The 24,322-nt window shown below is 70.8% G+C and carries 20 protein-coding genes; 8 read left to right on the plus strand and 12 right to left on the minus strand.

Features of this window, described 5'->3' with window-relative positions:
- From G514_RS0102930 to G514_RS0102945, 4 genes are all read left to right on the plus strand, one after another.
- On the plus strand, nucleotides 1-671 hold a 671-nt coding region (locus G514_RS0102930; protein WP_028650546.1), incomplete at its 5' end, for a cytochrome c oxidase subunit I.
- Complete coding sequence (locus tag G514_RS0102935) at nucleotides 668-1,084, plus strand: cytochrome c oxidase subunit 4 (RefSeq protein WP_028650547.1); 417 nt, start codon at nucleotides 668-670, stop codon at nucleotides 1,082-1,084. The genes G514_RS0102930 and G514_RS0102935, both read left to right, overlap by 4 nt.
- 132 nt (nucleotides 1,085-1,216) lie before the next feature.
- Nucleotides 1,217-2,485: a L,D-transpeptidase gene (locus G514_RS0102940; RefSeq protein ID WP_245582083.1), complete on the plus strand. Its 1,269-nt coding sequence runs from the start codon at nucleotides 1,217-1,219 to the stop codon at nucleotides 2,483-2,485.
- 513 nt (nucleotides 2,486-2,998) lie between these two features.
- Nucleotides 2,999-3,943 (plus strand): hypothetical protein, encoded by a 945-nt coding sequence (locus G514_RS0102945; RefSeq protein WP_028650549.1) that lies wholly within the window; start codon nucleotides 2,999-3,001, stop codon nucleotides 3,941-3,943.
- Between the two features lie 538 nt (nucleotides 3,944-4,481).
- Here the strand turns inward: G514_RS0102945 and qcrB are convergent.
- The 4 genes from qcrB to ctaE are packed head-to-tail and all read right to left on the minus strand — an operon-like array spanning nucleotide 4,482 to nucleotide 9,074.
- A complete protein-coding gene (qcrB, locus tag G514_RS0102955) occupies nucleotides 4,482-6,245 on the minus strand; it encodes a cytochrome bc1 complex cytochrome b subunit (protein ID WP_036563437.1) in 1,764 nt (587 codons plus the stop codon).
- Between the two features lie 21 nt (nucleotides 6,246-6,266).
- Entirely contained in the window at nucleotides 6,267-7,412 is a 1,146-nt protein-coding gene (qcrA, locus tag G514_RS24520; protein ID WP_036563439.1) for a cytochrome bc1 complex Rieske iron-sulfur subunit, read from the minus strand.
- Nucleotides 7,409-8,416 (minus strand): cytochrome bc1 complex diheme cytochrome c subunit, encoded by a 1,008-nt coding sequence (qcrC, locus tag G514_RS0102965; protein ID WP_084151740.1) that lies wholly within the window; start codon nucleotides 8,414-8,416, stop codon nucleotides 7,409-7,411. Before qcrC ends, qcrA begins: the two co-directional genes overlap by 4 nt.
- Nucleotides 8,417-8,435: 19 nt before the next feature.
- On the minus strand, nucleotides 8,436-9,074 hold the full coding sequence (ctaE, locus tag G514_RS0102970; protein ID WP_028650552.1) for an aa3-type cytochrome oxidase subunit III: 639 nt from the start codon (nucleotides 9,072-9,074) through the stop codon (nucleotides 8,436-8,438).
- Between the two features lie 74 nt (nucleotides 9,075-9,148).
- On the opposite strand from ctaE, the gene G514_RS0102975 reads away from it, so the two are divergent.
- The 3 genes from G514_RS0102975 to trpD are packed head-to-tail and all read left to right on the plus strand — an operon-like array spanning nucleotide 9,149 to nucleotide 11,517.
- Nucleotides 9,149-10,048: a cytochrome c oxidase assembly protein gene (locus tag G514_RS0102975; protein WP_245582084.1), complete on the plus strand. Its 900-nt coding sequence runs from the start codon at nucleotides 9,149-9,151 to the stop codon at nucleotides 10,046-10,048.
- Between the two features lie 10 nt (nucleotides 10,049-10,058).
- Nucleotides 10,059-10,481, plus strand: coding sequence for an Rv3143 family two-component system response regulator (locus G514_RS0102980; protein ID WP_028650554.1), 423 nt, complete (start codon nucleotides 10,059-10,061; stop codon nucleotides 10,479-10,481).
- A gap of 7 nt (nucleotides 10,482-10,488) precedes the next feature.
- Nucleotides 10,489-11,517, plus strand: a complete 1,029-nt coding sequence (trpD, locus tag G514_RS0102985; protein ID WP_028650555.1) for an anthranilate phosphoribosyltransferase — start codon at nucleotides 10,489-10,491, stop codon at nucleotides 11,515-11,517.
- A 2-nt stretch (nucleotides 11,518-11,519) separates the two neighbouring features.
- Here trpD and G514_RS0102990 read toward each other — a convergent pair whose 3' ends face one another.
- From G514_RS0102990 to G514_RS0103000, 3 genes are read right to left on the minus strand one after another with little or no spacing between them, the layout of a single operon-like run.
- Entirely contained in the window at nucleotides 11,520-12,926 is a 1,407-nt protein-coding gene (locus G514_RS0102990) for a hypothetical protein (protein WP_028650556.1), read from the minus strand.
- A gap of 37 nt (nucleotides 12,927-12,963) precedes the next feature.
- Nucleotides 12,964-13,344: a DUF2304 domain-containing protein gene (locus G514_RS24525; RefSeq protein WP_051246599.1), complete on the minus strand. Its 381-nt coding sequence runs from the start codon at nucleotides 13,342-13,344 to the stop codon at nucleotides 12,964-12,966.
- Nucleotides 13,341-14,042, minus strand: coding sequence for a glycosyltransferase family 2 protein (locus G514_RS0103000; protein ID WP_028650557.1), 702 nt, complete (start codon nucleotides 14,040-14,042; stop codon nucleotides 13,341-13,343). Before G514_RS0103000 ends, G514_RS24525 begins: the two co-directional genes overlap by 4 nt.
- Nucleotides 14,043-14,204: 162 nt before the next feature.
- Here G514_RS0103000 and G514_RS0103005 point away from each other — a divergent pair, with 162 nt between their 5' ends.
- Entirely contained in the window at nucleotides 14,205-15,767 is a 1,563-nt protein-coding gene (locus G514_RS0103005) for a DUF2142 domain-containing protein (protein WP_028650558.1), read from the plus strand.
- Here G514_RS0103005 and G514_RS0103010 read toward each other — a convergent pair.
- The 5 genes from G514_RS0103010 to G514_RS0103030 all read right to left on the minus strand — a co-directional run bounded on the left by G514_RS0103010 (nucleotide 15,764) and on the right by G514_RS0103030 (nucleotide 24,314).
- Nucleotides 15,764-17,014: a hypothetical protein gene (locus G514_RS0103010; protein ID WP_028650559.1), complete on the minus strand. Its 1,251-nt coding sequence runs from the start codon at nucleotides 17,012-17,014 to the stop codon at nucleotides 15,764-15,766. The two genes, G514_RS0103005 and G514_RS0103010, sit on opposite strands and share 4 nt — an antisense overlap.
- Complete coding sequence (locus G514_RS0103015; RefSeq protein WP_051246601.1) at nucleotides 17,011-17,817, minus strand: glycosyltransferase; 807 nt, start codon at nucleotides 17,815-17,817, stop codon at nucleotides 17,011-17,013. The genes G514_RS0103010 and G514_RS0103015 overlap by 4 nt, the downstream gene beginning before the upstream one ends.
- A gap of 32 nt (nucleotides 17,818-17,849) precedes the next feature.
- Nucleotides 17,850-19,184 (minus strand): class I SAM-dependent methyltransferase, encoded by a 1,335-nt coding sequence (locus G514_RS0103020; RefSeq protein ID WP_028650561.1) that lies wholly within the window; start codon nucleotides 19,182-19,184, stop codon nucleotides 17,850-17,852.
- Nucleotides 19,185-19,283: 99 nt separating this feature from the next.
- Nucleotides 19,284-23,894, minus strand: a complete 4,611-nt coding sequence (locus G514_RS0103025; RefSeq protein WP_028650562.1) for an Ig-like domain repeat protein — start codon at nucleotides 23,892-23,894, stop codon at nucleotides 19,284-19,286.
- A 141-nt stretch (nucleotides 23,895-24,035) separates the two neighbouring features.
- Nucleotides 24,036-24,314, minus strand: a complete 279-nt coding sequence (locus tag G514_RS0103030; RefSeq protein ID WP_028650563.1) for an Lrp/AsnC family transcriptional regulator — start codon at nucleotides 24,312-24,314, stop codon at nucleotides 24,036-24,038.
- Between the last annotated feature and the right edge of the window lie 8 nt (nucleotides 24,315-24,322).

The raw sequence follows: 24,322 nt of genomic DNA on the forward strand, positions 1-24,322 counted from the left end.
GCATCATCCTGGCGAGCCCGCCGCTGGACTTCCACGTGTCCGACTCCTACTTCGTGGTCGCGCACTTCCACTACGTCGTCTTCGGCACCGTGGTGTTCGCGATGTTCGCCGGCTTCTACTTCTGGTGGCCGAAGATGACCGGCCGGATGCTCGACGAGCGGCTCGGCAAGGTGCACTTCTGGCTGCTGTTCGTCGGCTTCCACACGACCTTCCTCGTGCAGCACTGGCTGGGTGTGGAGGGCATGGCCCGGCGCTACGCCGACTACCTGCCCGACGACGGCTTCACGACCCTCAACCAGGTCTCGACGATCGGTGCGTTCCTGCTCGGCGCGTCCACGCTGCCGTTCCTCTACAACGTGTGGATCTCCCGCAAGGGGCCGCTGGTCGAGGTCGACGACCCGTGGGGCTGGGGCCGCTCGCTCGAGTGGGCGACGTCCTGCCCGCCGCCGCGCCACAACTTCGTCACGATCCCGCGGATCCGGTCCGAGTCGCCGGCCTTCGACCTGCACCACCCGGAGATCGCAGCCATCGAGCTCGAGGAGAACGACGCGGCCGCCGAGGGCAGGCCCGCCGACGCGCCCGACATGGAGGGTCGCGACAACCTCGTGGCCGACCACAACACGCGGTCCGACGCCGACCCCGACGAGTCCACGGAGGATGAGGGCCGATGAAGGCCGAGGCCTGGATCTTCGGCGCCTGCACGATCTTCCTCGTGCTGGTGACCCCGGCGTACTGGCTGGTGACCGACGCGAGCGACCACGGCGGCGACTGGACCGGCACGTCGGCGCTGGTGATGACCACGCTGCTGACGCTGATGGTGACCATCTACCTCGGCTTCCACGCCAAGCGGATGGACCCGCGGCCCGAGGACCGCTCCGACGCGCTGATCGCCGACGGAGCCGGCGAGCTGGGGTTCTTCCCGCCGTACTCCTGGTGGCCGATGTGGACCGCCCTCACCCTCGGCGTCTGCGTCTTCGGCATCGCCGCCGGCGCCTGGTGGCTCTTCATCATCGGTGGGCTGCTCGGCGCGATGGCGCTGGTCGGCTGGATCTTCGAGTACTACCGGGGTGAGCACGCTCACTAGGCGCAACTCAGTGCCGCCACACGCCGTCTGAACGACATGCGTGATTTCGTGGGTTGTCTGCGCCACCGTCTACTCTGGAAGCGTCCGAGCCGGACGGTTCGGGCGTCTTCGTGGGAGCTCTGGGAGTCGAGCATGTCCTCTCGCACTCGTCGGGTGCGCGGCCTGGTGGTCCTGTCCGCCCTGCTGCTGGGCGTGTCGATGCTGAGCGCCTGCGACAACGGCGACGACATCGCGGGCGGCGGGTCGGCCGACGACACCACCGGCGCCTCCGCCGGCAGCGACGCGTCGTCCGGCGGCTCCGACGACTCCTCCGACTCCGACGACGACGCCGAGGTCGGCACGGTCTCGACCAACATCAAGCGCAAGGCCGACGTCCCGGTCTCCACGCGGCTCCAGGTCTTCGCCCACCACGGCCGGCTCAGCACCGTCACGGTGAGCGGGTCCGGCGAGGTCGGCGCACTGACCGGCGCGATCGCCGGTGACGGCAGCGCCTGGAAGGCCGACGACCTGCTCGAGCCCGGCACGACGTACACCGTCAAGGCGAGCGTCCGCGGCGACGACGGCGACCTGGTCACCAAGCGCCAGAAGTTCACGACCCAGGCGCTGTCGCTGTCGCAGCAGACCTACCCGTCGGTGGCGCCGCTGCCCGGCGAGACCGTCGGCGTCGGCATGCCGGTGATCGTGAGCTTCGACGTGCCGGTCACCGACCGCGCCAACATCGAGAAGCACCTCCACGTCACCACTGCGCCCGAGCAGCCCGGCACCTGGCACTGGATCAGCGACAGCGAGGTCCACTACCGGCCGAAGAAGTACTGGAAGACCGGCACCCAGGTCGACGTCGACGTCGACATCAACGGTGTCGACGCCGGCAACGGCATCTACGGCCAGGAGGACCGCGACGTCCAGTTCCAGGTCGGCGACGCCCACGTCTACAAGGTCGACACCCGCACCGACCAGATGAAGGTCTTCTCCAACGGCAAGCTGCTCCGCACGATCCCGATCACGACCGGCCAGCAGCCCAAGTTCACGACCCGCTCGGGCATCAAGGTCATCATCGAGAAGTTCGACTCCAAGCGGATGAACTCCGAGACCGTCGGCATCCCCGTCGACAGCGCCGACGGCTACGACATCGACAACGTCCAGTGGGCCATGCGCGTCACCTACTCCGGCGAGTTCCTCCACGCCGCCCCGTGGTCGGTCGGCTCCCAGGGCCACGCCAACGTCTCCCACGGCTGCACCGGCATGAGCACCGACAACGCCGACTGGCTCTACCACATGACCATCCGCGGCGACGTCGTCGACTACGTCGGCACCGACCGCCCGATGGAGCCCACCAACGGCTACGGCGACTGGAACATCCCCTGGTCGGAGTACCAGCAGGGCTCCGCCCTCGTCGGCTGAACGTCGACCCGGCTTGGGTCTAACCGCTGCCGGGGGGAGCGGTCAGTAGGCAACCTGCGGACCCCGTTTTCGGGGTGGTGGGGTTGCGGGCTGACCGCTGGGTGGTGGCCCGGGCGCGTGGGCGGTCAGTAGGCAACCTGCGGACCCCGTTTCGGCGTGGTGGGGTTGCGGGCTGACCGCTGGGTGGTGGCCCGGGCGCGTGGGCGGTCAGTAGGCAACCTGCGAACCCCGATTTCGAGGTGGTGGGGTTGCGCGCTGACCGCTGGGTGGTGGCCCGGGCGTGCGAGCGGTCAGTGGGCAACCTCTGAGGTCGGGATTCGAGGGGCGGGGGTTGCGGGCTGACCGCTGGGTGGTGGCCCGGGCGGGCGAGCGGTCAGTAGGCAACCTGTCCTGCGCCGAGATGCCGCGTGGGGGTGGCCACCGATCGCGCACATGCTGCGTCCGCTAGGAGATCCTCCACAGGTGCCGAACGGCGCCCAGCACTGAGAGGCCGGCTGGCGTTCGATCAGCGGCATGAGCGATGACGTGATACTCGGGCCGTTCACGCGAGCCCAGGGCAAGGCCATGGGAGTGACTTCCAGGATGCTCCAAGGGCCGCGCTTCGAGCGGCTGCACCCGAGGGTCTGGAAGTCCACCGACCACGAGATGACGGACGAAGACTGGCTGCTCGCGGCGCGACTGGCTCTCCCGAAGGACGCCCACCTCACGGGCATCACCCGTCTGCAGCAGCTGGGGCTCCACTACGGACCGCGACGCCCGTTCAGGTTCGTCGTCGATCGCGATGTCCATCGAGTGGTGACCCAGGTCTTCCTCCACCGTACGAAGAAGCTGCCGCCCGTCGACGAGGACGGAGTGTGCGTCGAGGCCGCCTTCATCTCCTACTGCTCGCTGTCCCGGGTGATCGACGCGATGAAGGTCGGAGACTGGCTGCTGCACAACGGCCACATGGACCTCCGTCGGCTCGAGGCGCTTGCGGTAGCGGAGCCGTGGCGAGCGGGAGCCCAGGAAGCGATGTGGATCCTGCCGCACCTCGATCCCAGGTCCCGATCGATGAAGGAGACGGAGCTTCGAGCGATCCTGACCTTTGCGGGCCTCCCGCGACCCGAGTGCAATGCCGAGCTCGGCATCTCGGAGGCACAGCGACTCTTCGGCGATCTGGTCTATCGCGAGTGGCGGACGATCGTTGAGTACGAAGGCGAGCAACATCAGGACGACCGCGCGCAGTACTCCAGCGACATCGACAGGTACGAGCTGCTCCGGGACCACGACCGGTCGTACGTCCTGGTGACCAAGGAACGGCTGGCCAACCCCAGGGCGGTGGTGCTCCAGGTCGACCGCACCTTGCGTCGCAACGGGTACGACGGCCCAGCTCCCGTGTTCGGCGAGCGCTGGAAACAGCTGTTCGGGTCGCTCTCGATAGCTGTCGGCCCTCGCGAGTACCCGCGAGCCGCTGGCTGACAGCCGGACCGATCCGGGGTGGCAGTCGAGGTTGCTGGCTGACCGCTGCTCTGCCCGCGCCCCGGGGTGGCGGTCAGTGGGCAACCTCACCGGCCGTCGCGAGGCTGTCCGAGGTTGCTGGCTGACCGCTGCCCGGCCCGCGCCCCGGGGTGGCGGTCAGTGGGCAACCTGGCGGGGCGTCGAGAGGGTGTTCGAGGTTGCTGGTTGACCGCTGGCCTGCCCGCCCCACGGGGTGGCGGTCAGTGGGCGACCTGGCGGGACGTCGTCGGGGTGTTCGAGGTTGCTGGCTGACCGCTGCGCGGCCCGCGCCCCGGGTGGCGGTCAGTAGGCAACCTCGCGGGGCGTCGAGAGGGTGTTCGAGGTTGCTGGCTGACCGCTGCCCGGCCCGCACCCCGGGGTGGCGGTCACTGACCAACCTCACCGGCCGTCGCGAGGCAGTCCGACGTTGCTGGCTGACCGCTCGCCCGGGCAGGGGGCGCCCACGAAACACGACGGCCCGCCCCCAACCAGGGAGCGGGCCGTCGTGGTCGAACGTCGGTCAGTCGTCGGCGCGGAGCTTCTCGCCTTCGACCAGGTGGTGGCCGTCGAACTGGTGTCCGTCGGCGGCGTGGCCCTCCATCGGGGCCTGGAGCTCGTGCTCGTGCTCGGCGTGGTGGTGCGCCGCCTCGAGCTCCGCGGTGGACGGCTTCTGGACGTTGTCGGCGTACATGAGCTTCCGCAGGCGGTGGCGTACGCCGGCGAGCCGCGAGGCGAGGCCGCCCTGGGGCTCGACTCCGTTGGCGTCGGGGCCACCGGGCAGCTCGCCCAGCACGTCGGGGTCGCGGTCGCGAGCCGTCAGCGTGTAGGCGCGCGCCGGGGAGAGCGGCAGGTGCCGCTCGGTGTAGCCACCCTCGGGGGAGCGCATGATGATGCCGGTCTCGTAGCCGTGCAGGAGGTCCTGCTCGTCCTTGCGCTGGAGCGAGATGCACCAGCGCCTGGTGATCATGAAGGCGATCACCGGGCCGATGAACACAGCGGCACGCATGAAGTACGTGATCTGGTTGATCGACAGGTGCAGCCGGATCGCGATGATGTCGTTGCCGCCGGCCGCCCAGAAGAGGCCGTACATCGTCATCAGCGCCACCATCGTGGCCGTGCGGGTCGGGGCGTTGCGCGGCCGCTGGAGCAGGTGGTGGTCGCGCTTGTCACCGGTGATCCACGACTCGATGAACGGCAGCATCAGCAGGATCGTGAACATCAGCATCGGGAGCACGATGATCGGCAGCAGCACGTTCCAGGAGATCGTGTGGTGCCAGATGTGCGTCTCGAGGTTGGGCATGATCCGCAGCGCGCCGTCCGGCCAGCCCATGTACCAGTCGGGCTGGGAGCCCGCGGTCACCTTGGACGGGTCGTAGGGCCCGTACATCCACACCGGGTTGATCGACAGCAGGCCGCCCATCAGCGCGGTGGTGCCGAACACGATGAAGAAGAACCCGCCGGCCTTCGCGGCGTAGACCGGCAGCATCGGGAAGCCGACGACGTTCTGCTCGGTGCGGCCGGGGCCGGGCCACTGGGTGTGCTTGTGGTAGACGAGCAGCAGCATGTGCGCGGTGATCAGCGCCAGCAGCAGGCCCGGGATCAGCAGCACGTGGATGATGAACAGGCGCGGGATGATGTCGGTGCCGGGGAACTCGCCCCCGAAGAGGAAGAACGACATGTAGGTGCCGACGATCGGCTGCGACTTCAAGAAGCCGTCGGCGGCGCGGATGCCGGTGCCGGAGAGCAGGTCGTCGGGGAGCGAGTAGCCCGTGAACCCCTCGAGCGTGCCGAGCAGCAGCAGCAGCGCGCCGATCGCCCAGTTGAGCTCGCGCGGCTTGCGGTGCGCGCCGGTGAAGAACACCCGCAGCAGGTGGACCATCATCGAGGCGACGAAGAGCATGGCCGCCCAGTGGTGGATCTGCCGCATGAGCAGACCACCGCGTACGTCGAACGACAGCCGCAGCGCGGAGGCGAAGGCCTCGGACATCTCGACGCCGCGCAGCTGGGCGTAGCTGCCTTCGTAGGTCGTCTCGCCCATGCTCGGGTTGAACCACAGGCTCAGGAACACGCCGCTGAGCAGCAGGACCACGAAGCTCCACAGGGCGATCTCGCCCAGCATGAACGACCAGTGGTCGGGGAAGACCTTGCGCAGGTTCTTCTTGGCCAGGGTGGCGAGACCCAGGCGGTCGTCGGCCCACTCGGCGATCGCACCCGCCCGGTTCGGCTTCTTGGCGGTGGCGGCGGTCGAGTTCGTCTCGGCGACCTTGCTGGTGTCGATGCTCATGGCTGCCTACTCCGCTTCCGGCTACTTGCTCGTGCTCTGCTGGGAGTCGCGCTCCCAGTAGCTCGGGCCGACGGGTTCCTTGAAGTCGCTCTGCGCCACCAGGTAGCCCTCGTCGTTGACCATGAGGGGGAGCTGGGGGAGCGGGCGGGCCGCCGGGCCGAAGACCACCTTCGCGGCGTCGGCGAGGTCGAACGTCGACTGGTGGCACGGGCACAGCAGGTGGTGGGTCTTGCGCTCGTTGAGCGAGATCGGGCAGCCCACGTGGGTGCAGATCTTGGAGTAGCAGAGGATGCCGTCGACGGCCCAGTCCTCGCGGCCCTTGGCCGGCTTGTTCTCGTCGGGGTCCATCCGGATCAGCACGACCGCGGCCTTCGACTTGGCGATCTGGAGGTGAACGCCCTCCAGCACGTGCTCGCCGTCCTCGTCGACCTCGAAGATGATCTCGGGCTCGGCGTTGATCAGGTCGCCGATCTCGAGGTCGCCCGGACGGATCGGCGTGCCAACCACGTCGCGGACCACGCGCATGCCAGAGGTCCAGACGGTGTGCTCGAGCCCTGCGCCGGGGTACGCCGCCTCGTCGATCACCTCGGCGTTGGTCTTGCCGAGGTCCTTGAGCAGCACGACGACGGGCGCGAGGAGCACGCCGACCGAGAGCAGCAGCGAGTTGCGGACCAGCGGGCGCCGGGCGATGCCGGACTCCTCGGCACCGAGGTTGAGCACCCGGACGGTCTCGGTGCGGTCCTCGTCGGACGAGCGCGCGGGGTGGCGCATCTCGACGATCTCGTGGTCGCCCATCAGCTTGCGGGCCCACTGGATCAGGCCGATGCCGATGAACATCAGCGCGAGGCCGAGCGAGACGCCGAGGGCGACGTTGGACGCACCCAGGCCGAAGACCGTCTGGACCGTCTCGCCGTCGCCGCCGCCGTTGACGTCGAAGACGAGGTAGGAGACGACGAAGAGCACCGCGCAGACCGCGGACAGCCCGAAGAGGGTCGCGACCTGCCGCTCCGCCCGACGCTCGGCCTTGGGGTCGACGTCGGTCGGCCGCCAGGCGTGCTCGGGCAGCCCGGGGTTGACGATCGGCTCGTCGGGGACGAGCGAGGTGTCCGGCGCGGACGCGTCGTCGTTGCCCGGCTCGGCGGGGAGGTGGCTGTGCTCGTCGGTCATGCCGCAGCCTCGTCCTTCCTTCTCGAGGTGCGTGCGGTGTGGGCGGCGATCCAGGTCGCGAAGCAGACCAGCGAGCCGATGCCGACGATCCAGGCGAACATGCCCTCGCTCACCGGGCCCATGCCGCCGAGGTCGAAGCCGCCGTACTGCGGCTGCTCGCGCAGGGAGTAGAGGTAGGCGATGACGTCACGCTTCTCCTCGGGCGAGAGGTTGCCGTTGGAGAAGGTGTCCATCTGGCCCGGGCCGGTCAGCAGCGCCTCGTAGATGTGCTTGGCGCTGGTGTCGCTCAGGTTGGGGGCGTTGCCGCCGCGCGGCATCGCGCCGCCCTTGCCGGCGAAGTTGTGGCACGCCGTGCAGTTGGTGAGGAAGATCTGCCCACCGCGGGAGACGGCCTCCTCGCGCTCCTCCTCCGACAGCCCGGCCAGGCTGTAGTCGGAGGGGTCGGGGACCGACGGGCCGGGCCCGAGGCTCGCGACGAACGCCGCCAGGGCCTTGATCTCCTCGTCGCTGTAGGTCACCGGCTTGGTGGGGTTCTGGGCGCCCGGCTGGGCGGCGGGCATCCGCCCGGTGCCGACCTGGAAGTCGACCGCGGCGGCGCCCACGCCGGCCAGGGCGGGCCCGAGCTGGTCGCCCTCGAGGGTGGTGATGCCCTCGCCGTTCTGTCCGTGGCAGGTCGAGCAGCCGACGAGGAACAGGTTGCGCCCGGTCTCGACGAGCTCCTCGTCGCTGCTGGCCGAGCCGGCCGACGACGAGGGCGCGAACGCCGCGTAGAGGGTGCCGGTCAGCATCAGTCCGAGGACCATCAGCGCGAGCCCCGCGACGGGACGGCGGCGGTGGCGGGACAGGCGACCGGCGAGTCCGTTGAGGGAACGCCGGACGGACCAGGGCCGGGACTCCCGCACCGCGCGGGCGACGGTCTGGCCGAGCACGGCCACCGAGACGAGGGCGCCGACCAGGCCGGCGGCGACCAGGCCGAGGAACAAGTAGAGGAAGAGAGTGCTCATCGAGGTGATCTGCTCGTCCTTACTTGATGAGGTAGATCGTCGCGAACAGACCGATCCACACGACGTCGACGAAGTGCCAGTAGTAGGAGACGACGATCGCGCTGACCGCCTGCTCGTGGGTGAAGCGCCGGGCGACGTAGGTGCGGCCGAGCACCAGCAGGAAGGCGATCAGGCCGCCGGTCACGTGGATGCCGTGGAAGCCGGTGGTGAGGTAGAACATCGAGCCGTAGGCCGAGTCGGAGATCGTCGTGCCCTCCTGGACCAGCGAGGTGTACTCCGTCACCTGGCCCGCGATGAAGATCGCGCCCATGACGTAGGTGAGCATGAACCACTCGCGCAGCCCCCACCCGCGGGGGTCGACGATCGAGCGGGTGCGGCCCACCTGGCCGCGCTCGGCCGCGAAGACGCCGAGCTGGCAGGTCAGCGACGACAGCACAAGGATCGTGGTGTTGACCGCCGCGAACGGGATGTTGAGCTTCTCGGTGTTGGCCTCCCACAGCTCCGGACTCACCGAGCGGATCGTGAAGTACGACGCGAACAGCGCCGCGAAGAACATCAGCTCGCTCGAGAGCCAGATGATCGTCCCGACGCTGACCATGCTCGGCCGGTCGTGGTGTCCGTGCAGCCGCGAGGCCGGGATGGTCGTTGCTGTCGCCACGCGCTCATTATGTCCCGCCCGCTCCCCGGAGCCACCCCCGGGGGCGTGTCCCGGCACGTCTGTAAATTCACAACGTGCCGCCCTTCGACGCAGGCCGTCTCCTGACGGGGTGGGAGCTGGCTCCGGTGCCCCTCGTGGTGACCGTCTGGGCAGTCGGCTTCTACCTGCTGGGGGTGCGCTCGCTGCACCGTCGCGGCGACGCCTGGCCGGTAGGCCGGACGGTCGCGTTCGTGGGCGTCGGGATGGGCGCGTTCTACGTCGCGACCTCCTCCGGGCTGGCGGCGTACGACACCACGCTGCTCAGCGTCCACATGGTCCAGCACATGGTGCTGTCGATGCTCGTCCCGCTCGCCCTGGCCCTCGGGGCGCCCGTGACGCTGGCGCTGCGCACCCTCCCGCGCGCACCGCGGCGCTGGCTGCTGGTCGTGCTCCACTCGCGGGTCGCGAAGGTGCTCTCGTTCCCCCCGCTGACCCTGGCGCTGTACGTCGTGTCGCCCTGGGCCCTCTACTTCTCCTCCTGGTACGACGCCACCCTCAGCCACGTCTGGCTGCACGAGCTGATGCACCTGCACCTGGTCGTGGTCGGCTCGCTGTTCTTCTGGCCGATCGTCGGCATCGACCCGGTGCCGGGACGGATCGGCTACCCCGGCCGGATGCTGCTCGTCGTGCTGACCTTGCCGTTCCACGCCTTCCTGGGCGTCACGATCATGGGCCAGGAGACGCTGCTGGGCGGCGACCACTACCGCGCGCTCGACGGCCAGCCGGGCTACGGCTGGCTCCCGGACCCGCTCGACGACCAGCACCTCGCCGGCGGCCTGCTCTGGTCGTCGGGCGACCTGGTGGGGCTGGTGCTGTTCGGGGTGCTGTTCGCCCAGTGGGTGCGGTCGTCGATGAAGGAGGCCGCGCGCGAGGACCGGCGCCTGGACCTGCTCGAAGCCCGCGCTGCCGAGCCGGGCGCGAGCGGCGACCGGTAGCATCCCGCACGTGGCCGACCAGAACGCCGACCGCGCGAAGAACCTCCGCGTGCTCGTCTACTCCGACGACGTCAACACCCGCCAGCAGGTCATCCTGGCGCTGGGGCGCCGGGTCCACCCCGACCTGCCCGAGCTGACGTACGTCGAGGTCGCGACCGAGCCCGTGGTCATCCAGAACATGGACGCGGGCCAGATCGACCTCGCGATCCTCGACGGCGAGGCCGCGCCGGCCGGGGGCATGGGCATCGCCAAGCAGCTCAAGGACGAGATCTACCAGTGCCCCCCGCTGGTCGTCCTGACCGGCCGCCCCCAGGACGCCTGGCTCGCGACGTGGTCGCGCGCCGACGCCGCCGTGCCGCACCCGATCGACCCGATCCAGCTGGCGGAGGCCGTCACCGGGCTGCTCCGGTCCCGGGTGCCCGCGACCGGCTGAGCCGAGCATGACCACCAGCTGGCCCGAGGTGCTCGGCGCGCTCGTGGCGCGGACCGACCTGTCCGCCGAGCAGGCAACGTGGGCGATGGGCGAGATCCTCTCCGGCGCCGCGACCCCCGCCCAGATCGCCGGGTTCGCGGTCTCGCTGCGCGCCAAGGGCGAGACGGTGCAGGAGATCACCGGACTGGTCGCCGCGATGTACGAGCAGGCGACCCCGATCGAGGTCCCGGGCCGGCTGCTCGACGTCGTCGGCACCGGCGGTGACCGCTCGATGTCGGTGAACATCTCCACGATGGCCGCGATCGTGGCGGCGGGCGCGGGCGCGCGCGTGGTCAAGCACGGCAACCGCTCGGCGTCCTCGCAGTCGGGTTCGGCCGACGTCCTCGAGGCGCTCGGCGTCCGCCTCGACCTGCCGCCCGAGCGCGTCGCGGCGGTGGCCGACGAGGCGGGCATCACGTTCCTCTTCGCCGCGGCGTTCAACCCGGCGATGCGGCACACCGCGGTCCCGCGCCGCGAGCTCGGCATCGGCACGACGTTCAACTTCCTCGGCCCGCTCGCCAACCCGACCCGGCCGGCGGCCAACGCCGTCGGCTGCGCCGACCCGCGGATGGCGCCGGTGATGGCGGGCGTCTTCGCCGAGCGCGGCGCCGACGCGTGGGTCTTCCGCGGCGACGACGGGCTCGACGAGCTGACCACGACCACGACGTCGTCGGTCTGGGTCGTCGCCGGGGGGGAGGTCCGCACCGCCACCGTCGACCCCGCGGTCCACGGGCTCGCCCCGGCGACCACCGCCGACCTGCGTGGCGGCGACGCGGCGCACAACGCCGAGGTCGTGCGCCGCCTGCTCGACGGCGAGCCCGGCCCGGTGCGCGACGCCGTGCTGCTCAACGCCGGCGCCGCCCTGGCCGTCTATGACGCGACGGGCGACAGCGTCGACGAGGTGCTCGACGCCGGCATCGGCCGGGCCCGGGAGGCCGTCGACTCCGGCGCGGCCAGGGCCACGCTCGAGCGCTGGGTCGCCGCGAGCGCGGGCTGACGCTAGCGCTCCTCCCAGTCCGCCGGCGGTCGGAGGAGCTCGAGCTCGTCGCTGTGCCGCACCACCAGCCACCCCTCGACGTCGCGCAGGTTGTAGGCGAGCGGCGACCCGGGCGGCAGCACGGCGTACGCCGCTCCAGTGTCGTGCACGAGCCCGACCCATCCGCCGCGCACGGCCTCGATGTCGGCGTTGCGCTCGAGCTCGTCGTCGGTGAAGAGGTCGCCGTAGCCGTGCAGCACCACGTCGAGCTGGGGGAAGCGCCACATCAGGTAGCCGCCGAACCCGCTGTCGTCGATGACGCGGGTGCCGGCCGGCAGCTCCCCGAGCTCGTCGTCGAGCCACGACGGCGTGTCGAGGGGCTCGTCGGCGGTGCGGGGCACCAGCACGGCGAGCGCGGCGAGCGCGAGCACCAGGCCGCCGGCGACGACGAGCCGCTCGGGCAGCCGGGTGGGGGGACGGGCGCCGAGCAGCGGCTGCACGGAGATCGCCGCGAGCGGCGCGGCCAGGCACGCGGCGACGGGGACCGTGCGCATCGAGTAGATCGCCCACAGCATCGCCAGCCCGAGCAGCGCGAGGTCGAACCACGGCACCCGCTCGCCGCGCCGCAGCCTGGGCACCACCGCCAGGGCCAGGACGACGACGAGGGTGGCGACCCAGGGCTTGGAGTAGTCCGGTGGGTCCCACTCGTAGAAGTACTTGGCCCGCGAGCCGACCCGCAGCACCGCCGGGAACAGGCCCGGTCCGGCGGGGGTGAGCAGCGCGGCGGCCGCGGAGAGCACCGGCACGAGCGCCATCCGTCCCCAGGCCCGCAGCGGGTGCGCGCGGTCGAGGGCCAGCCCGGCGACGGCGACGACGCCGATCACGATGCCGACCGGCCACATCCCGTGGCACATCGTCCAGACCCAGGTCAGCGGCACCAGGAGCCAAGGCGGCCGCCCGGTCTCGCGGGCCTGGAGCCACGCGGCGGTGGTGACCACGACGAGGAGGTAGCTGACCACTTGCGGCCGCATCGAGATGCCCGAGGTGCACGCGATCATGGCGAGGACGACGAGCAGGCCCGCGGCGGCCGGCTCGGCGTGCCGGCGGCAGGCGACGTAGATCGCCAGCGCGAGCGACAGGAACAGCAGGCCGGACAGCCAGGCCACGCCGGCCAGGCCGAACCAGTCCTCGACCTGGGCCATCACGACCTCGGACAGCCACTGGGTGGGCACCCAGTCGGCGGTGGCCAGGTCGGTGACCGAGCCGGGGTGGCGGGGCGACCAGGCCCCGCTCAGGAACTCGTGCCCGAACCGCAGGTGGAAGTAGGTGTCGACGTTGTCCAGCGGCATCGCCGCCCGTCTCACCAGCGCGACGAGGACGCCCACCAGGCAGGCGTAGGCGACCAGGACTCGCGTCCGGGTGAGGATCACGGGGTGAGCGTAGGGCGGGGTCGGCCCGGAACCGCGCTCAGGAGATGTCGACGGCGCGCGGACGCACGATCTCGGCTTGCGCCGCGGGCGCGTCGGCGCGAGCCGCGCCGAGGGCGACCTGCCGGGCCAGCTCGACGTACTTGTCGTGCATCGCGGCCAGGCGCAGGTGCAGGCCGATCGTGGTGAAGAGGAACGCCACGCACAGCAGGTAGACGACGAGGTCGGTGCCTCGGCCGACGCCGACCGCGTGCGCGACCCGCGTGACGAGGTCGGGGAACAGGACGGCGACGCCCCCGGTCGCGAGCGCCAGAAGCGCGATCGCGCGCCGGACGAGCAGGCTCAGCGCGGTCCGCCGCCCGTGCATGAGGGTGTACGCCGCCGCGGCGAGCCCGGCGAGCAGCAGCACCTTGATGATCACGCGGCCGCCCTCATCCGGTTGACCGCCAGGTCGAAGAGGATGTTGAGCGCGTTGTAGCCGCGCTGGCCCTTCGTCCGGGAGTAGTCGGTGTAGCGGATGGTCACGGGGTGCTCCTCGACCGAGAAGCCGCCGCGGGCCAGGAGCGTCAGGATCTCGCTCGCGTGCGACATGCCGTGCAGCCGCAGCCGCACCGCCTCGGCCGCGTCGCGGCGCAGGACCCGCAGCCCGTTGTGGGCGTCGGTGAGCGCGAGGCCGGTCGTGCGCCGCGTGAACCGCACCGCGCCGCTCAGCAGCAGGCGGCGGGCTAGCGGCACCTCGCGCGATGCCCCGAGGAAGCGCGAGCCGAGCACCACCTGGAGGTCGCGGAAGGCCGCGCGCTCGACCATGGCGCGCGCGTCGGCGACGTCGTGCTGGCCATCGGCGTCGAAGGTGACGACGTACTCCGCGGCCGGCAGCGAGAGCGCGAAGCGGATGCCGGTCTCGAGCGCCGCGCCCTGGCCCAGGTTGGTGGGGTGGGGGACCACCACTGCGCCGGCGGCACGGGCGACGGCCGCGCTGTCGTCGGTGCTGCCGTCGTCCACGCAGACGACCACGGGGAACGACGTGAGCAGCTCGGTGACCACGTCGGCGACCACGGTCGCCTCGTTGTGCATCGGCACGACCACGACAGCGCGTGGCATTGCGTGCTCGAAGGTCACGAGAGCCACAGTAGGAACGCCGGCCGGACCCCGTCGGTGCTCTGCGGAAGTCCGGTCGAACGACCGGCCCGGCATGGCCCATCTGGGCCATGCGGTGGTCCGATCGGGGGACTTGGGTCGCGGTCGCCGGTGGACTGGTCCAGTCCTCGCTACCGTCACGGTGTGAGGGCAGGGACCGGGTCGACCACGGGGTCGAGCGCAGCGCCGAGCACGGCGCCCACGACAGGGCACGGGTGGCGGATCGCCGCCCTGTTCCTGCTGGCGACCCTGCTCGCGCAGGCCGCCTGGATCACGGCGGTGCCGCCGTTCCGCGGCATGGACGAGTTCGACCACGCGTTCCGGGCCGCGGGTGTGGCCTCGGGGCAGTGGCGGCTGCACGACGTCGCCGAGGGTGGCCGCGGCCTGCTCGTCGACGTCCCCGCCGAGCTGGTGAAGGCCTCGGAGGGGCAGTGCAGGGAGCTCGCCTACATCGTCCCGGACACCTGCGACGGCGACGGTCCGGGCGGACGCCCGGGCACCGTGCGGGCCACGACCTCGGCCGGGAACTACGAGCCCGTCTACTACTGGGTGGTCGGCACGGCCGGTGAGCCGTTCTCCGGAGCGCACGCGCTCTACGCCATGCGCGCCATGGCCGCCCTGCTCTGCGCCGTGGTGCTCGCGCTCGCCGTCTGGTGCCTGACCACCTGGGTGCGCGGCACATGGGCCTTCGTCGGCCTGCTCGTCGGGCTCACCCCGACGTTCGTCTACTCCACCACCCTGGCGGCCCCCAACGGCCTCGAGATGGCGGCCGGCGTCCTGCTCTGGACGGCCCTGCTCGGGCTGGGCGGCCGCGGACCCGTGGACCACGGGCTGCTGCGCCGCGAGCGATGGCTGCTCGGCGCGGCGGCGCTCGCCGTCGTCCTGCTGGCGGGGCTCCGGACGCTGGGTCCCCTGTGGGTGGTGCTGATCCTGGCGTGCGTCGCCGCGCTGCGCGGTCCGGGCACCGTGCTCGCGATCGCGCTCCGCCACCGGCTCCAGGTCGCACTCATCTGCGTGCTCGCGGTGGCGACCACCGGGTCGGTGCTGCTCTGGAACCAGGGGAAGGTCTCGGTCCCACCCGGGGAGTACAGCGGCGAGATCGAGTCCAACATCGGTCAGGTCTTCCGCTGGCTCAACTGGATCCTCGGCAGCGTCGGCGCCTTCCCCTTCAGGGACCAGCCCGCTCCACTCGAGGTCTACGTCCTCGCGCTCCTGGTGCTGATCACCATGTGGGTCGCCGCAGTACGTCGTGGCGCGGGGGGCGGTCGCGGCTCAGTGCTGCTCGGCACCGTGTTGTTCTTCCTCGCGCCGTCGGTCATCGTCGCCCTCACTCTCGAGACCCACGGCGGGATGTGGCAAGGGCGCTATGCCCTCCCGTTCACCGCCGGCCTCCTGATCATGGTCGGGTTGGTGCTCGATCGCCGGGGATGGCATCCCGCGGCGCACGATGCGCGCCCGTTGGTGCTGGCGATGGCCATGCTCGCCGGCGCGGCCGTCGTGTCCGTGGTCCACGTGCAGCGCGCGGAGCTCGACCGCGCCGTGAGCTCCGACGACGCCGCGTGGCTGCACCCACCGACCGCGGTCACCGGCCTCGTGATTCTGCTCGCGTGGGTCGTGAGCACGTGGCTGGCCCTCGCTCTGGCCCGCGCAGGCTCGACCGCGGCGCCCACGACCACACGTGGGACGGACGCGACCGCTCGGGTCTAGAGGCGCAGGTAGTCCCGCCGCACGCCGACGAGGTGCACGGCGCACCCGCACACCGGCCCCAGGATGACTGCCGTGACGACGCGGGGCTCGAACGGCGCGTCGAGGGTCAGCACTGTCGCGGTGACCACCGTCGCCGCCACCCACCCGGCCGCGCACAGCACCTGACGGGAGACGGCGATCGTCACGGCTCCGGTCGTCGTGAGAGCCGCAAGCGCTACCGCGCCGCAGGCCAGGCCCGCCATGGTCCGTCCGGTGATGTCGAAGTCGGGCCCGAAGACGAGCCGCAGCGCCGGTGGGCCCGCGACGAACGCGGCGGCGACGACGACCGCCGCGATCGACGCGGCCACGACCGTCACCTTCGGCAGGGCGGCGACCAGCTGCTGCCTGTGGGTGCTGAGGTAGCGGATGAGCAGCAGCTGGTACCCGTTGATCGGGAGGAGGAGCGGCGTTCGTGTCGCGATCAGTGCCGCGAAGACCACTCCGGCAGCCCTCGGCAGGTCGTCGCGAGCCGTCACCTGCACCAGGAACGGTATCCCGGTCGCGAGCGCTGCGGCGCATGCGTTGGCCACCATCAGAGCGGTCGTGCCGCCCACGAGCTGTCGCACGGTCCCGGGCAGCTCGGGGAACATCAGGCCACGGATCCCGCGGGACGTCAGCAGCGGCAGGAAGATGAACGACCCGGAGACCACCCCGAGCGCGAGCGCTGTCGTCGACTCGTCGGTGGAGGACGCGAGGACGAGCCCCGCCAAGCGGGTCAGGGCGGCCAGCACGACCATGGCCGACACCAACCCGAACAGGTTCCTGCCGGCGGCGGTGCCGATGAGCAGTGACTGCCACCCCAGCGCCAACATCCCTGCGACCAGCACCGCCAGCGTCGTGCCCGCACCATGGCCTCCGTCCCGGAACAGCCACCACGGTGAGCTCAGCGCAAGGAGCCCGGCTGCGACGACCGCCACGACCGCAGCGCCCCTCGGCGCCGTACGGCGACTCCGGACGACCTCATCCGGTCCAGCGGCCGACGACACCGAGCGGGTGAGCTCCTGCTGCAGGGCGAAGAGAAGCCCGGAGAAGGCGAAGTACGCGCCCCAGATGACGGAGAAGACCCCGAAGCCCTCGGTCCCCAGCAACCGGCCCATGGCCACCAGGGTCACCAGCCCGAGGACCGCGGCCGCCGCACTGGCGCCGCTCACGCTCAGGAACGACCGCAGCGGGCCTCGAGCGCGCGGGGTGGCCGGCACGGCGGTCACGACGCCGTGTCCGCCGGCTGCGATCGGTAGATCCGCGCGTAGGCGTGGCGCATCAGCCTCGGAGGAAGCAGCCTGAAGGCCGTGCGGGCCACCAGGTTGGCCGCTGCCCGCGGAGGCGAGATCAGTCCGTACCGTCGCAGGTTGGCCTGGAGCCGCCACTCGGCGCGCAGGTGCCGCCAGCCCGCCCGTCGCGCGAAGAGGGCATCGTCTACCCGGTAGCGCACCAGCGGCTCGGCCTTGTTGGCGAAGTGGGCTCCGTGGCTCAACAGACGAGCGAAGAAGTCGTAGTCCTCCACGCCGTCGAGATCGCCGTAGCCACCGGCCTCCAGGGCCAGGGACCGCCGGTAGCAGGCGGTCGGGTGGTTGATGGGGTTGCGGGAGCGCATGTAGGCGGCGATGGCCTCGTGGGTCACGGGCATGCGTCGCAGTCCGAGGACATTGCCGCTGGACCCGTCGAACTCCGCCATCGCCGACCCGATCACGTCGACGCCAGTTCGTTCGACCTCCGAGAGCTGCTCGTCGACGCGTCGAGGGCTGGAGACGTCGTCGGAGTCCATGCGCACCACCCACTCGTGGCTGCACGCGTCGAGGCCGGCGTTCAGCGCGCGAGCGATGCCGACGTTGCGGGGGAGTCGCACGACCGCGAGCGGTGCGGACGGCCAACGAGACAGGACTGCCTCGTGGGCCGGCTCGAGCGGGCCGTCGGCGACCACCACGATCTCGTCGAGCGGCCGCTCCTGGTCCAGGAGGCTCTCCAGCGCCGTCGCCAGGTGCGCCGGTGCGACGCCCGCGTGAACGGGCATCAGGGCGGAGGCTCGGACGCGGGAGGGCTGGCTCATCTCCGTATGCAGGCGAAGAGGTGCCGACCGTAGTTGCCCTGGTAGGGGGGCACGTCGTCCTCGTCCGGTCCGAGGTCGATGATCTCGTCGAAGCTCGTGTTGACCTCGAGGAAGGCGCGCGTCCCCTCGGTCGTCCACTCCGGCAGCTTCGCCTCGAACCAGGTCTCGTGGGCCTGACCCGTGTCGAGGAACAGGACCTTGCCGGTGGCCTGGTCGAGCAGCTTCGCGAACTGGGCCGCGTCGACCGACCCGCGGCCCAGGGCGAAGTGGTGCAGCAGGCTCAGGCACGAGACGACGTCCCAGCGGGCGTCGGAGCCGGCCAGGAAGTCGACCGCGTCGGAGACCGTGATCCGCTCGGGGTCGAGACCGTAGACGCCGTGGCCCAGCGTGGGGGCGAGGGGGTCCCGCTCGACGCCGTAGGCGTCCAGTCCCCGCGCACCCATCTCGGCCACGAACCACCCATAGCAGCTGGCGACGTCGAGGTAGCTCGTCTGTGGCGAGACGAGGCCGCGCGGCTCCAGGAACCGCAGCATCTTGTCGCGCCGGTCGGAGCACTTCCGGACGAGGGGCCAGGACGGCGTCAGCTCGGGGGCCGGGATCGGCTGGTAGAGCTCGCGTGCCCCGCCGATCCACGACATGTTGTCGAGCAGGTCCTCCAGAGGCGTCGACACGGGGAGCCACGACTCGCGCACCTGAACCGTGGTCCGGCCCGACACGGCACTGGACGCGACCCGGTGGTGACCGTCGATCACCTGGTACAGCTCGGACCCGCGGATGCGGGCCACCCGGATGCGGCTGGTGGCCGGGCTCCGCCCGACGGCTCCACCGGCGGCGGGCTCGCTCGTGCGGGGCGCGATGAACCTGCGCGCGACGTCGGGGATGTCGCCGACCGTGGTGGCCTCGAAGAAGTTGCCGGTCGCCTCGATCACGCCGAGCGCCATCGCGGCGTACGGCGTGCTCATGATCTGCTCGTCGGTGAGCGGACCCGGCTCGGCAGAGGCTCGTTGCAGCAGGTCCGCGTGAGGACCGTCGATCACGCGGGTCGACGCCCACAGCAGGTCGCCGGTGGCCTCCGAGAACTGCCGGGCAGACAAGCCGTTCTGGCCGCCCAGCATGAGGCGCTCCACCGGCACGGTGACCGTCCAGGGGCGCCACGCCAGCCAGCGGTAGAGGCCGCGTCGCAGCCCGCCGGGCAGGGGGAGCGCGCGCAGCCCTTCCGAGAGGCGCGCGCTGCCGCGAAAGGCGCTGGCCCCGGCCCGGTCCCGCAGGTGCTTCAGCCGCAGCGTGCCGCGATCGACGAGCTTTCGGCTCCTGCCAGTCGTCGCGGTCATCGCCTTAGCCTCGGCACGACGACCAACCTAGATCACTCCTCGAGCCCCGGAGGGGCTCTCCGGCGGAGTGTCCAGGCCGGAAGTGACGCTCTCGCGGCACTACTTCTTCTTCTTGCCCTTGACGACCTTGATCGTCACCTTGTCGGAGGACGCGAGCGTCGACACGCTGCCCAGGTAAGTGATGGTCAGCTTGTGCTTGCCCACCTTCAGCTTCTTGAGCCGGATCGTCAGTACGCCGTTCTTGCCCGTCTGGAGCCCGGGGCTGGCGATGACCTTCGAGCCGTCCTTGACCTGCACCTGGCCGAGCGGGACGCCGAAGTCGAGGAGCGTCACCTTCACGGTGAGCACCCCGCGCTGGCGCTGGGTGATCTTCTTCTTGGCGACGGTCGCGTCCACCTTCGAGGAGAGCTTCGCGACCGACAGCGCGGCGCTGCTGGCGACGCTCGGGGCGAACCCGTTCATCGTCATGGTGACCCGCACCGACACCGGGAGTCCCGCGTCACGAGCCCGGACGACGTACTTGCTGCTCGTCTCCTTGGCCACGGCCTCGCCGTTGACGAACCACTGGTAGGCGAACTTCTGACCGCTGCCCGTGGGCCACACGCCCGGGCTCGCCGTCAGCGTCTCCTTCGCGGCCGGGACGCCTGAGATCGACGGCAGCGTGGTGGGCAGGACAGCGGCCGCCTGGGTGGCCAGGATGCCGTTGCTCGTCGATACGCCGCTGACGTAGCCCGCCTTGGCCGCGGTGGCCTTCACGGTGATGGTCTTGCCCACGTCTCCGCTGGCGATGGTGTAGGTCGTGGCGTTGTTGGTGAACGCCGAGGTGTCCCTGAACCACTGGTAGGTCACCGTGACGTCGGCGGTGTCCCACACCGGCGGGGTCATCGTGATGACCGAGCCGACCTCCCCGGTGCCCGTGAGCGAGACGGGGGTGGTGGCGACCGGCGCCGGGTTGAGCGCGCCCGTGATCGCGTTGCTGACCGACAGCCCGGTGGCGTAGCCCGGCTTGGTCGCCGTGGCCTTGACGGTGATCTCCTTGCCGATGTCGGACGGGCCGACGACGTAGGTCGTGCCGGTCTGGCCGGACACCGACGACGTGCCTCGGAACCACTGGTAGGTGGTCGTCACGCCCGGCAGGTCCCAGGTCGGGGGCGAGAGGGTGAGCGTCGAGCCCTGGAAGCCGGTGCCGTCGATCGTCACCGGCACCGTCGCGACGGGAGCGCCCGCCTGGGTGCCCGTGATCGCGTTGCTGGTCGACGTCCCGGTCTTGTAGCCCTGACGGGTGGCGGTCGCCTTGACGGTGATGGCCTTGCCGATGTCGGCCGCCGTCACGTCGTAGGTGACGCCGGTCGCGCCGGCGACCGCCGAGGTGCCCCGGAACCACTGGTAGGTGATGTCGAGGACGTTGTTCGGCATGTTCCACTGCGCCGGGTTCAGCGTGATCGTCGAGTCCACGACCCCGCTTCCGGTGATGCTCACCGGCACGGTCGCGACCGGGGTGTCGACCACCGTGAACGGGTGCAGCCACGTCGAGTCGGCGAGGAGGTGCCCCGCGGTGTCGTAGGCGGTCACGCGCCACTGCCAGCTGCCGCCCGCGATCGACTGGATCGGCGCCCACTTCGTCGTCGGGGTGTTGACGGTCTCGGTGGCGTTGCCGGTCGTGCCCGGCCGCCGCTCGAACTTGTAGGTCGTCGCGCCCTGCACCGCCTCCCACTGGAAGAGCTGGTCGGAGGGCTCGACGGCGGCGCCGTCCAGGGGCGCGGTCAGGCTCACGCCCGGCGAGGTGACCGAGAAGAGCCGGAACGGGCTCCAGTCGCCGGGGCGGTCCTTGCCGTCGCGTCGCCGGACCCGCCAGGCGTAGGGGCCCTGGGTCGGGTCGAGGTTGTCGAGCACGTACTTGATCTGGACGGTGTTGGCGTTGACGACGCGGTTGACCGTGTTGGCCCCGGTGTCGCCGTTCTTGTAGACCTCGATGTCGTACGACGCGGCGTACGGCTGGGCCGTCCACGACAGCGTGAAGTCGCCGGGCACCGAGGCGCCGTCGGCCGGCAGGTCGAGCTGGGGCACGGGGGACTTCTTCACGAACGAGCGCGGGGTGCTCCACGCGAGCTGGTTGCCCGACTCGTCGACCGCCTGCACCCGCCACCACGTCGTGCCCTCGGGGTAGGTGTCGGAGAAGGACGTGAAGGTCCGCTGGTCCACGTTGTTCGTGACGACGTTCTGGGTGAAGTTCTGGTCCGACGCGGTCTGGACGCGGTAGTACTCCGCCTCGATCTGGCCGGGCGTGTCCAACGGCGTCGACTGGTCGGGGTCGGCCCCGTCGACCACGGACTGGCTGTCGAGGTAGTCGTCCCACGTGAGGGTCACGTCGTTCTGGACCTCGACACCCGGAGCCGGCGAGACCAGCGTCTGCGGACGGCTCAGCTTGTTGAAGGCGTGCGTCGCGTGCGTGAGCGGCGAGCAGTGGCCCTCGGCCGTGCACGGGACCACGAGCCAGAAGTACGCGGACCCGGCCTGGCTGTCGGGGATGGCGTCCTTGTCGAGGTACATCGTGCTGGCGATCGGCTTGGTCTCGATCTGGTTGGTCAGCTCCGCGTCGCGGGACAGGACGAGCTTGTAGTAGCCGACCTCCGGGTCCGGGGAGTCCCAACCGAGGACAGGAGTCTGCCGCAGGTTCTGGCACGTGGCGGGAAGCCCCGCGTTGCAGGTGTCGACGGTGGTGCCGGCGTTGCCCGTCAGGGCGTTGCCCGTGATGGCTGCGCGGTAGGACGTCACGTCGACGTCGGGAAGCTGGAGGATCGTGAACGTGCCGGTCCCACCGGGGATCACCGTGTCGTCGAGACGGACGGCCTCGACCTTCCACTCGTAGTCACCAGGGTCGAGGAACGTGCTGCGGGTGTCCTCGCCGGCCGCGTAGTGGTACTCGTCGGGCAGCTGGTTCCAGCCGGGAGCGCCCACCGGGCGGACGTAGAGGGTGTAGTGGTCGACCCAGGTGACCGGGTCCCACTTCAGCGTCGGGAAGCGGTACGACGACCCGACGTTCGCCGGGTTCGGCGTCGGCGCTCCGGTGGCGGGCAGCGGGTCGGGCACGGGCAGCGGGATGAACTGGCCGGGGTGACTGGGGTCCTCGATGAGCGGATAGGGGCTGATCGTGAAGGAGGGCTGGCTGCTGGGAATGCGACCCGCGCCGATCGCGCCCTCGTGGTCGATGGTGCGGACGTCCCACCGGTAGTTCCCGGGTGCGAGGTCGCGCGGGCTGTAGCTCAGGGCCGAGGTCGTCACGGTCCGGTTGGTCGGCCCGGTGATGGTCAGGCGGTACCTCTCGGCGTTCGCCATGGGGCTCCACCGCAGCACCGGCTGCTTGCCGCTGAGGGTCGGGTCGTCGGGGTGGCTGAACACGGTGCCGGACTGCGTGGTCGTGAGCACGCCCGGGTCGTAGCTGAACCGCCCGACCGGCGCGCTGATCGCGTCGGTGTGGGGCACGGCGTTCGAGAACTCGTCGTAGGCCACGACCCGCCAGTAGTAGTTGCCGAGCGCGGCCGGCCAGCACACGCCGCCGTCGCCGTAGACCAGCGTGGTGTGCACCGTCGTGCAGGAGGTGAACGAGCTGAACGAGGCCGAGGTGCTGAGCTGGACCTCGTAGTGGCTCGCGTGCTTGACCGGGGCCCACTGGTAGTAGAACGGGTCGCCCACCGTCAGGCTGCCGCCACCGCCGCCGAGGACCAGCGGGTAGCCAGAACCCAGGCTCGCCTGGTCGGACCACGCGCGCTTGAAGTGCCAGATCGGCCGGCTGGCCCAGTCGGGCTGGAAGCCACCCGCGTCGGTGGCCCTGATCCGCCAGAAGTACTGGTCGTTGCCCAGCGTCTTCGCGGGCGAGTAGCGGGTGCCGTAGACGACGTTCTGGCTGTCGACGATGGTGTTTGGGGGGAAGAGCTGGTCGGTGCTGATCTGGATCTGGTAGCTCTTGGCGCCCTTGATCGGCGCCCAGTCGAGGACCACGTCGTCGATCGCGAAGTTGGGGTCGTCCGGCGGGTAGGCCGGCGGGACACCGGTGTCGTTGGCCAGGCCCTTGACGATGTAGCTGCGGCCCGGTGAGTACGCCGTGAACACACCGTCCGCCAGCACCCCCCGCACGTGCCAGTAGTAGGTCCCCACGGGCTGGAGGGGCATCACGTAGGACGAGGCCTCGACCGTCTTGGTCGTGGTCTGGTCGACGAAGTTCGGGTCGGTGCCGTACTGCACCTGGTAGGAGTCCGCGCCCGGGACCGGCTGCCAGGCGAAGACGACCGGCTGGTCGGGCTGGGTCAGGTCGGCCCCGTCGGCCGGGCCGACGACGTTCGGCGGCCCGACGACGTTGCGTGAGAACGCCGTGGTCGTCCACACCTCGCCGGCGCCGGTCGCGCGGACCCGCCAGTAGAGCTGCGTCCCGGTGGGCAGCTCCTTGGTCGGGACGTACTGGCGCTGCACCGTCGTCGCGTTGACGAGCGTGCTCGAGAAGCTCTCCGACGTCGAGATCTGGAAGTCGTAGGTCGTGGCCCCCGCCACGCGGTCCCAGGAGAACGTCGGGATGCCGGTCTGGGCACCGCTCGGCGACGGGTTCGTCGGCGCATCGAGGGCCCGCGCGGCAGGGCTCGCGTAGACGGACAGGGTGCTGACGACGACGGCGCTGACGAGCGCGAGCGCAAGGGTGCGCAGACGACGATGAGGCACGGGGGCTCCTCCCGGGACGGACAGACGATCCACGCTAGGTCGGCGTGCAGGTCTGCCGCGGGAAAACAGGGGACCCTATGGCCCGAACGGGCCATGCGACGTGACTGATCGGTCAATCGGCCCGACCGGTCGGGAGCGGGGCTACTCGAGGCCGAGCGAGAAGGCCGCCTCGAGGTCGTGGCGGGAGTAGGTCCGGAAGGCGATGTGGGTCTCGGTCGAGGTGACGCCCGCGACCTTGTTGAGGCGGTCGGCGACCACGTCGGCGACGTCCTCGTGGGCCTTGACGCGGACCAGCACGATCAGGTCGATCTCGCCGGTCACGGAGTAGACCTCGCTGACCCCGTCGAGGGCGGCGATCGCCTCGGCCACCTCGGGGATCCGGGCCACGTCGGCCTTGACGAACACGATGGCGGTGATCACGTGGCCGA

It is taken from the genome of Nocardioides halotolerans DSM 19273 (genome assembly GCF_000422805.1).
Classification (GTDB): Bacteria; Actinomycetota; Actinomycetes; order Propionibacteriales; family Nocardioidaceae; genus Nocardioides; species Nocardioides halotolerans.

Bases quoted from the DNA above. Each gene is read 5' to 3' on its own strand.
- G514_RS0102935 (WP_028650547.1), top strand. From the start codon at position 668: ATGAAGGCCGAGGCCTGGATCTTCGGCGCCTGCACGATCTTCCTCGTG.
- trpD (WP_028650555.1), top strand. From the start codon at position 10,489: ATGACCACCAGCTGGCCCGAGGTGCTCGGCGCGCTCGTGGCGCGGACC.
- G514_RS0103015 (WP_051246601.1), bottom strand. From the start codon at position 17,817: ATGCCCGTTCACGCGGGCGTCGCACCGGCGCACCTGGCGACGGCGCTG.
- G514_RS0103020 (WP_028650561.1), bottom strand. From the start codon at position 19,184: ATGACCGCGACGACTGGCAGGAGCCGAAAGCTCGTCGATCGCGGCACG.
- qcrC (WP_084151740.1), bottom strand. From the start codon at position 8,416: ATGAGCACTCTCTTCCTCTACTTGTTCCTCGGCCTGGTCGCCGCCGGC.
- qcrA (WP_036563439.1), bottom strand. From the start codon at position 7,412: ATGACCGACGAGCACAGCCACCTCCCCGCCGAGCCGGGCAACGACGAC.
- G514_RS0102940 (WP_245582083.1), top strand. From the start codon at position 1,217: ATGTCCTCTCGCACTCGTCGGGTGCGCGGCCTGGTGGTCCTGTCCGCC.
- qcrB (WP_036563437.1), bottom strand. From the start codon at position 6,245: ATGAGCATCGACACCAGCAAGGTCGCCGAGACGAACTCGACCGCCGCC.
- G514_RS0102945 (WP_028650549.1), top strand. From the start codon at position 2,999: ATGAGCGATGACGTGATACTCGGGCCGTTCACGCGAGCCCAGGGCAAG.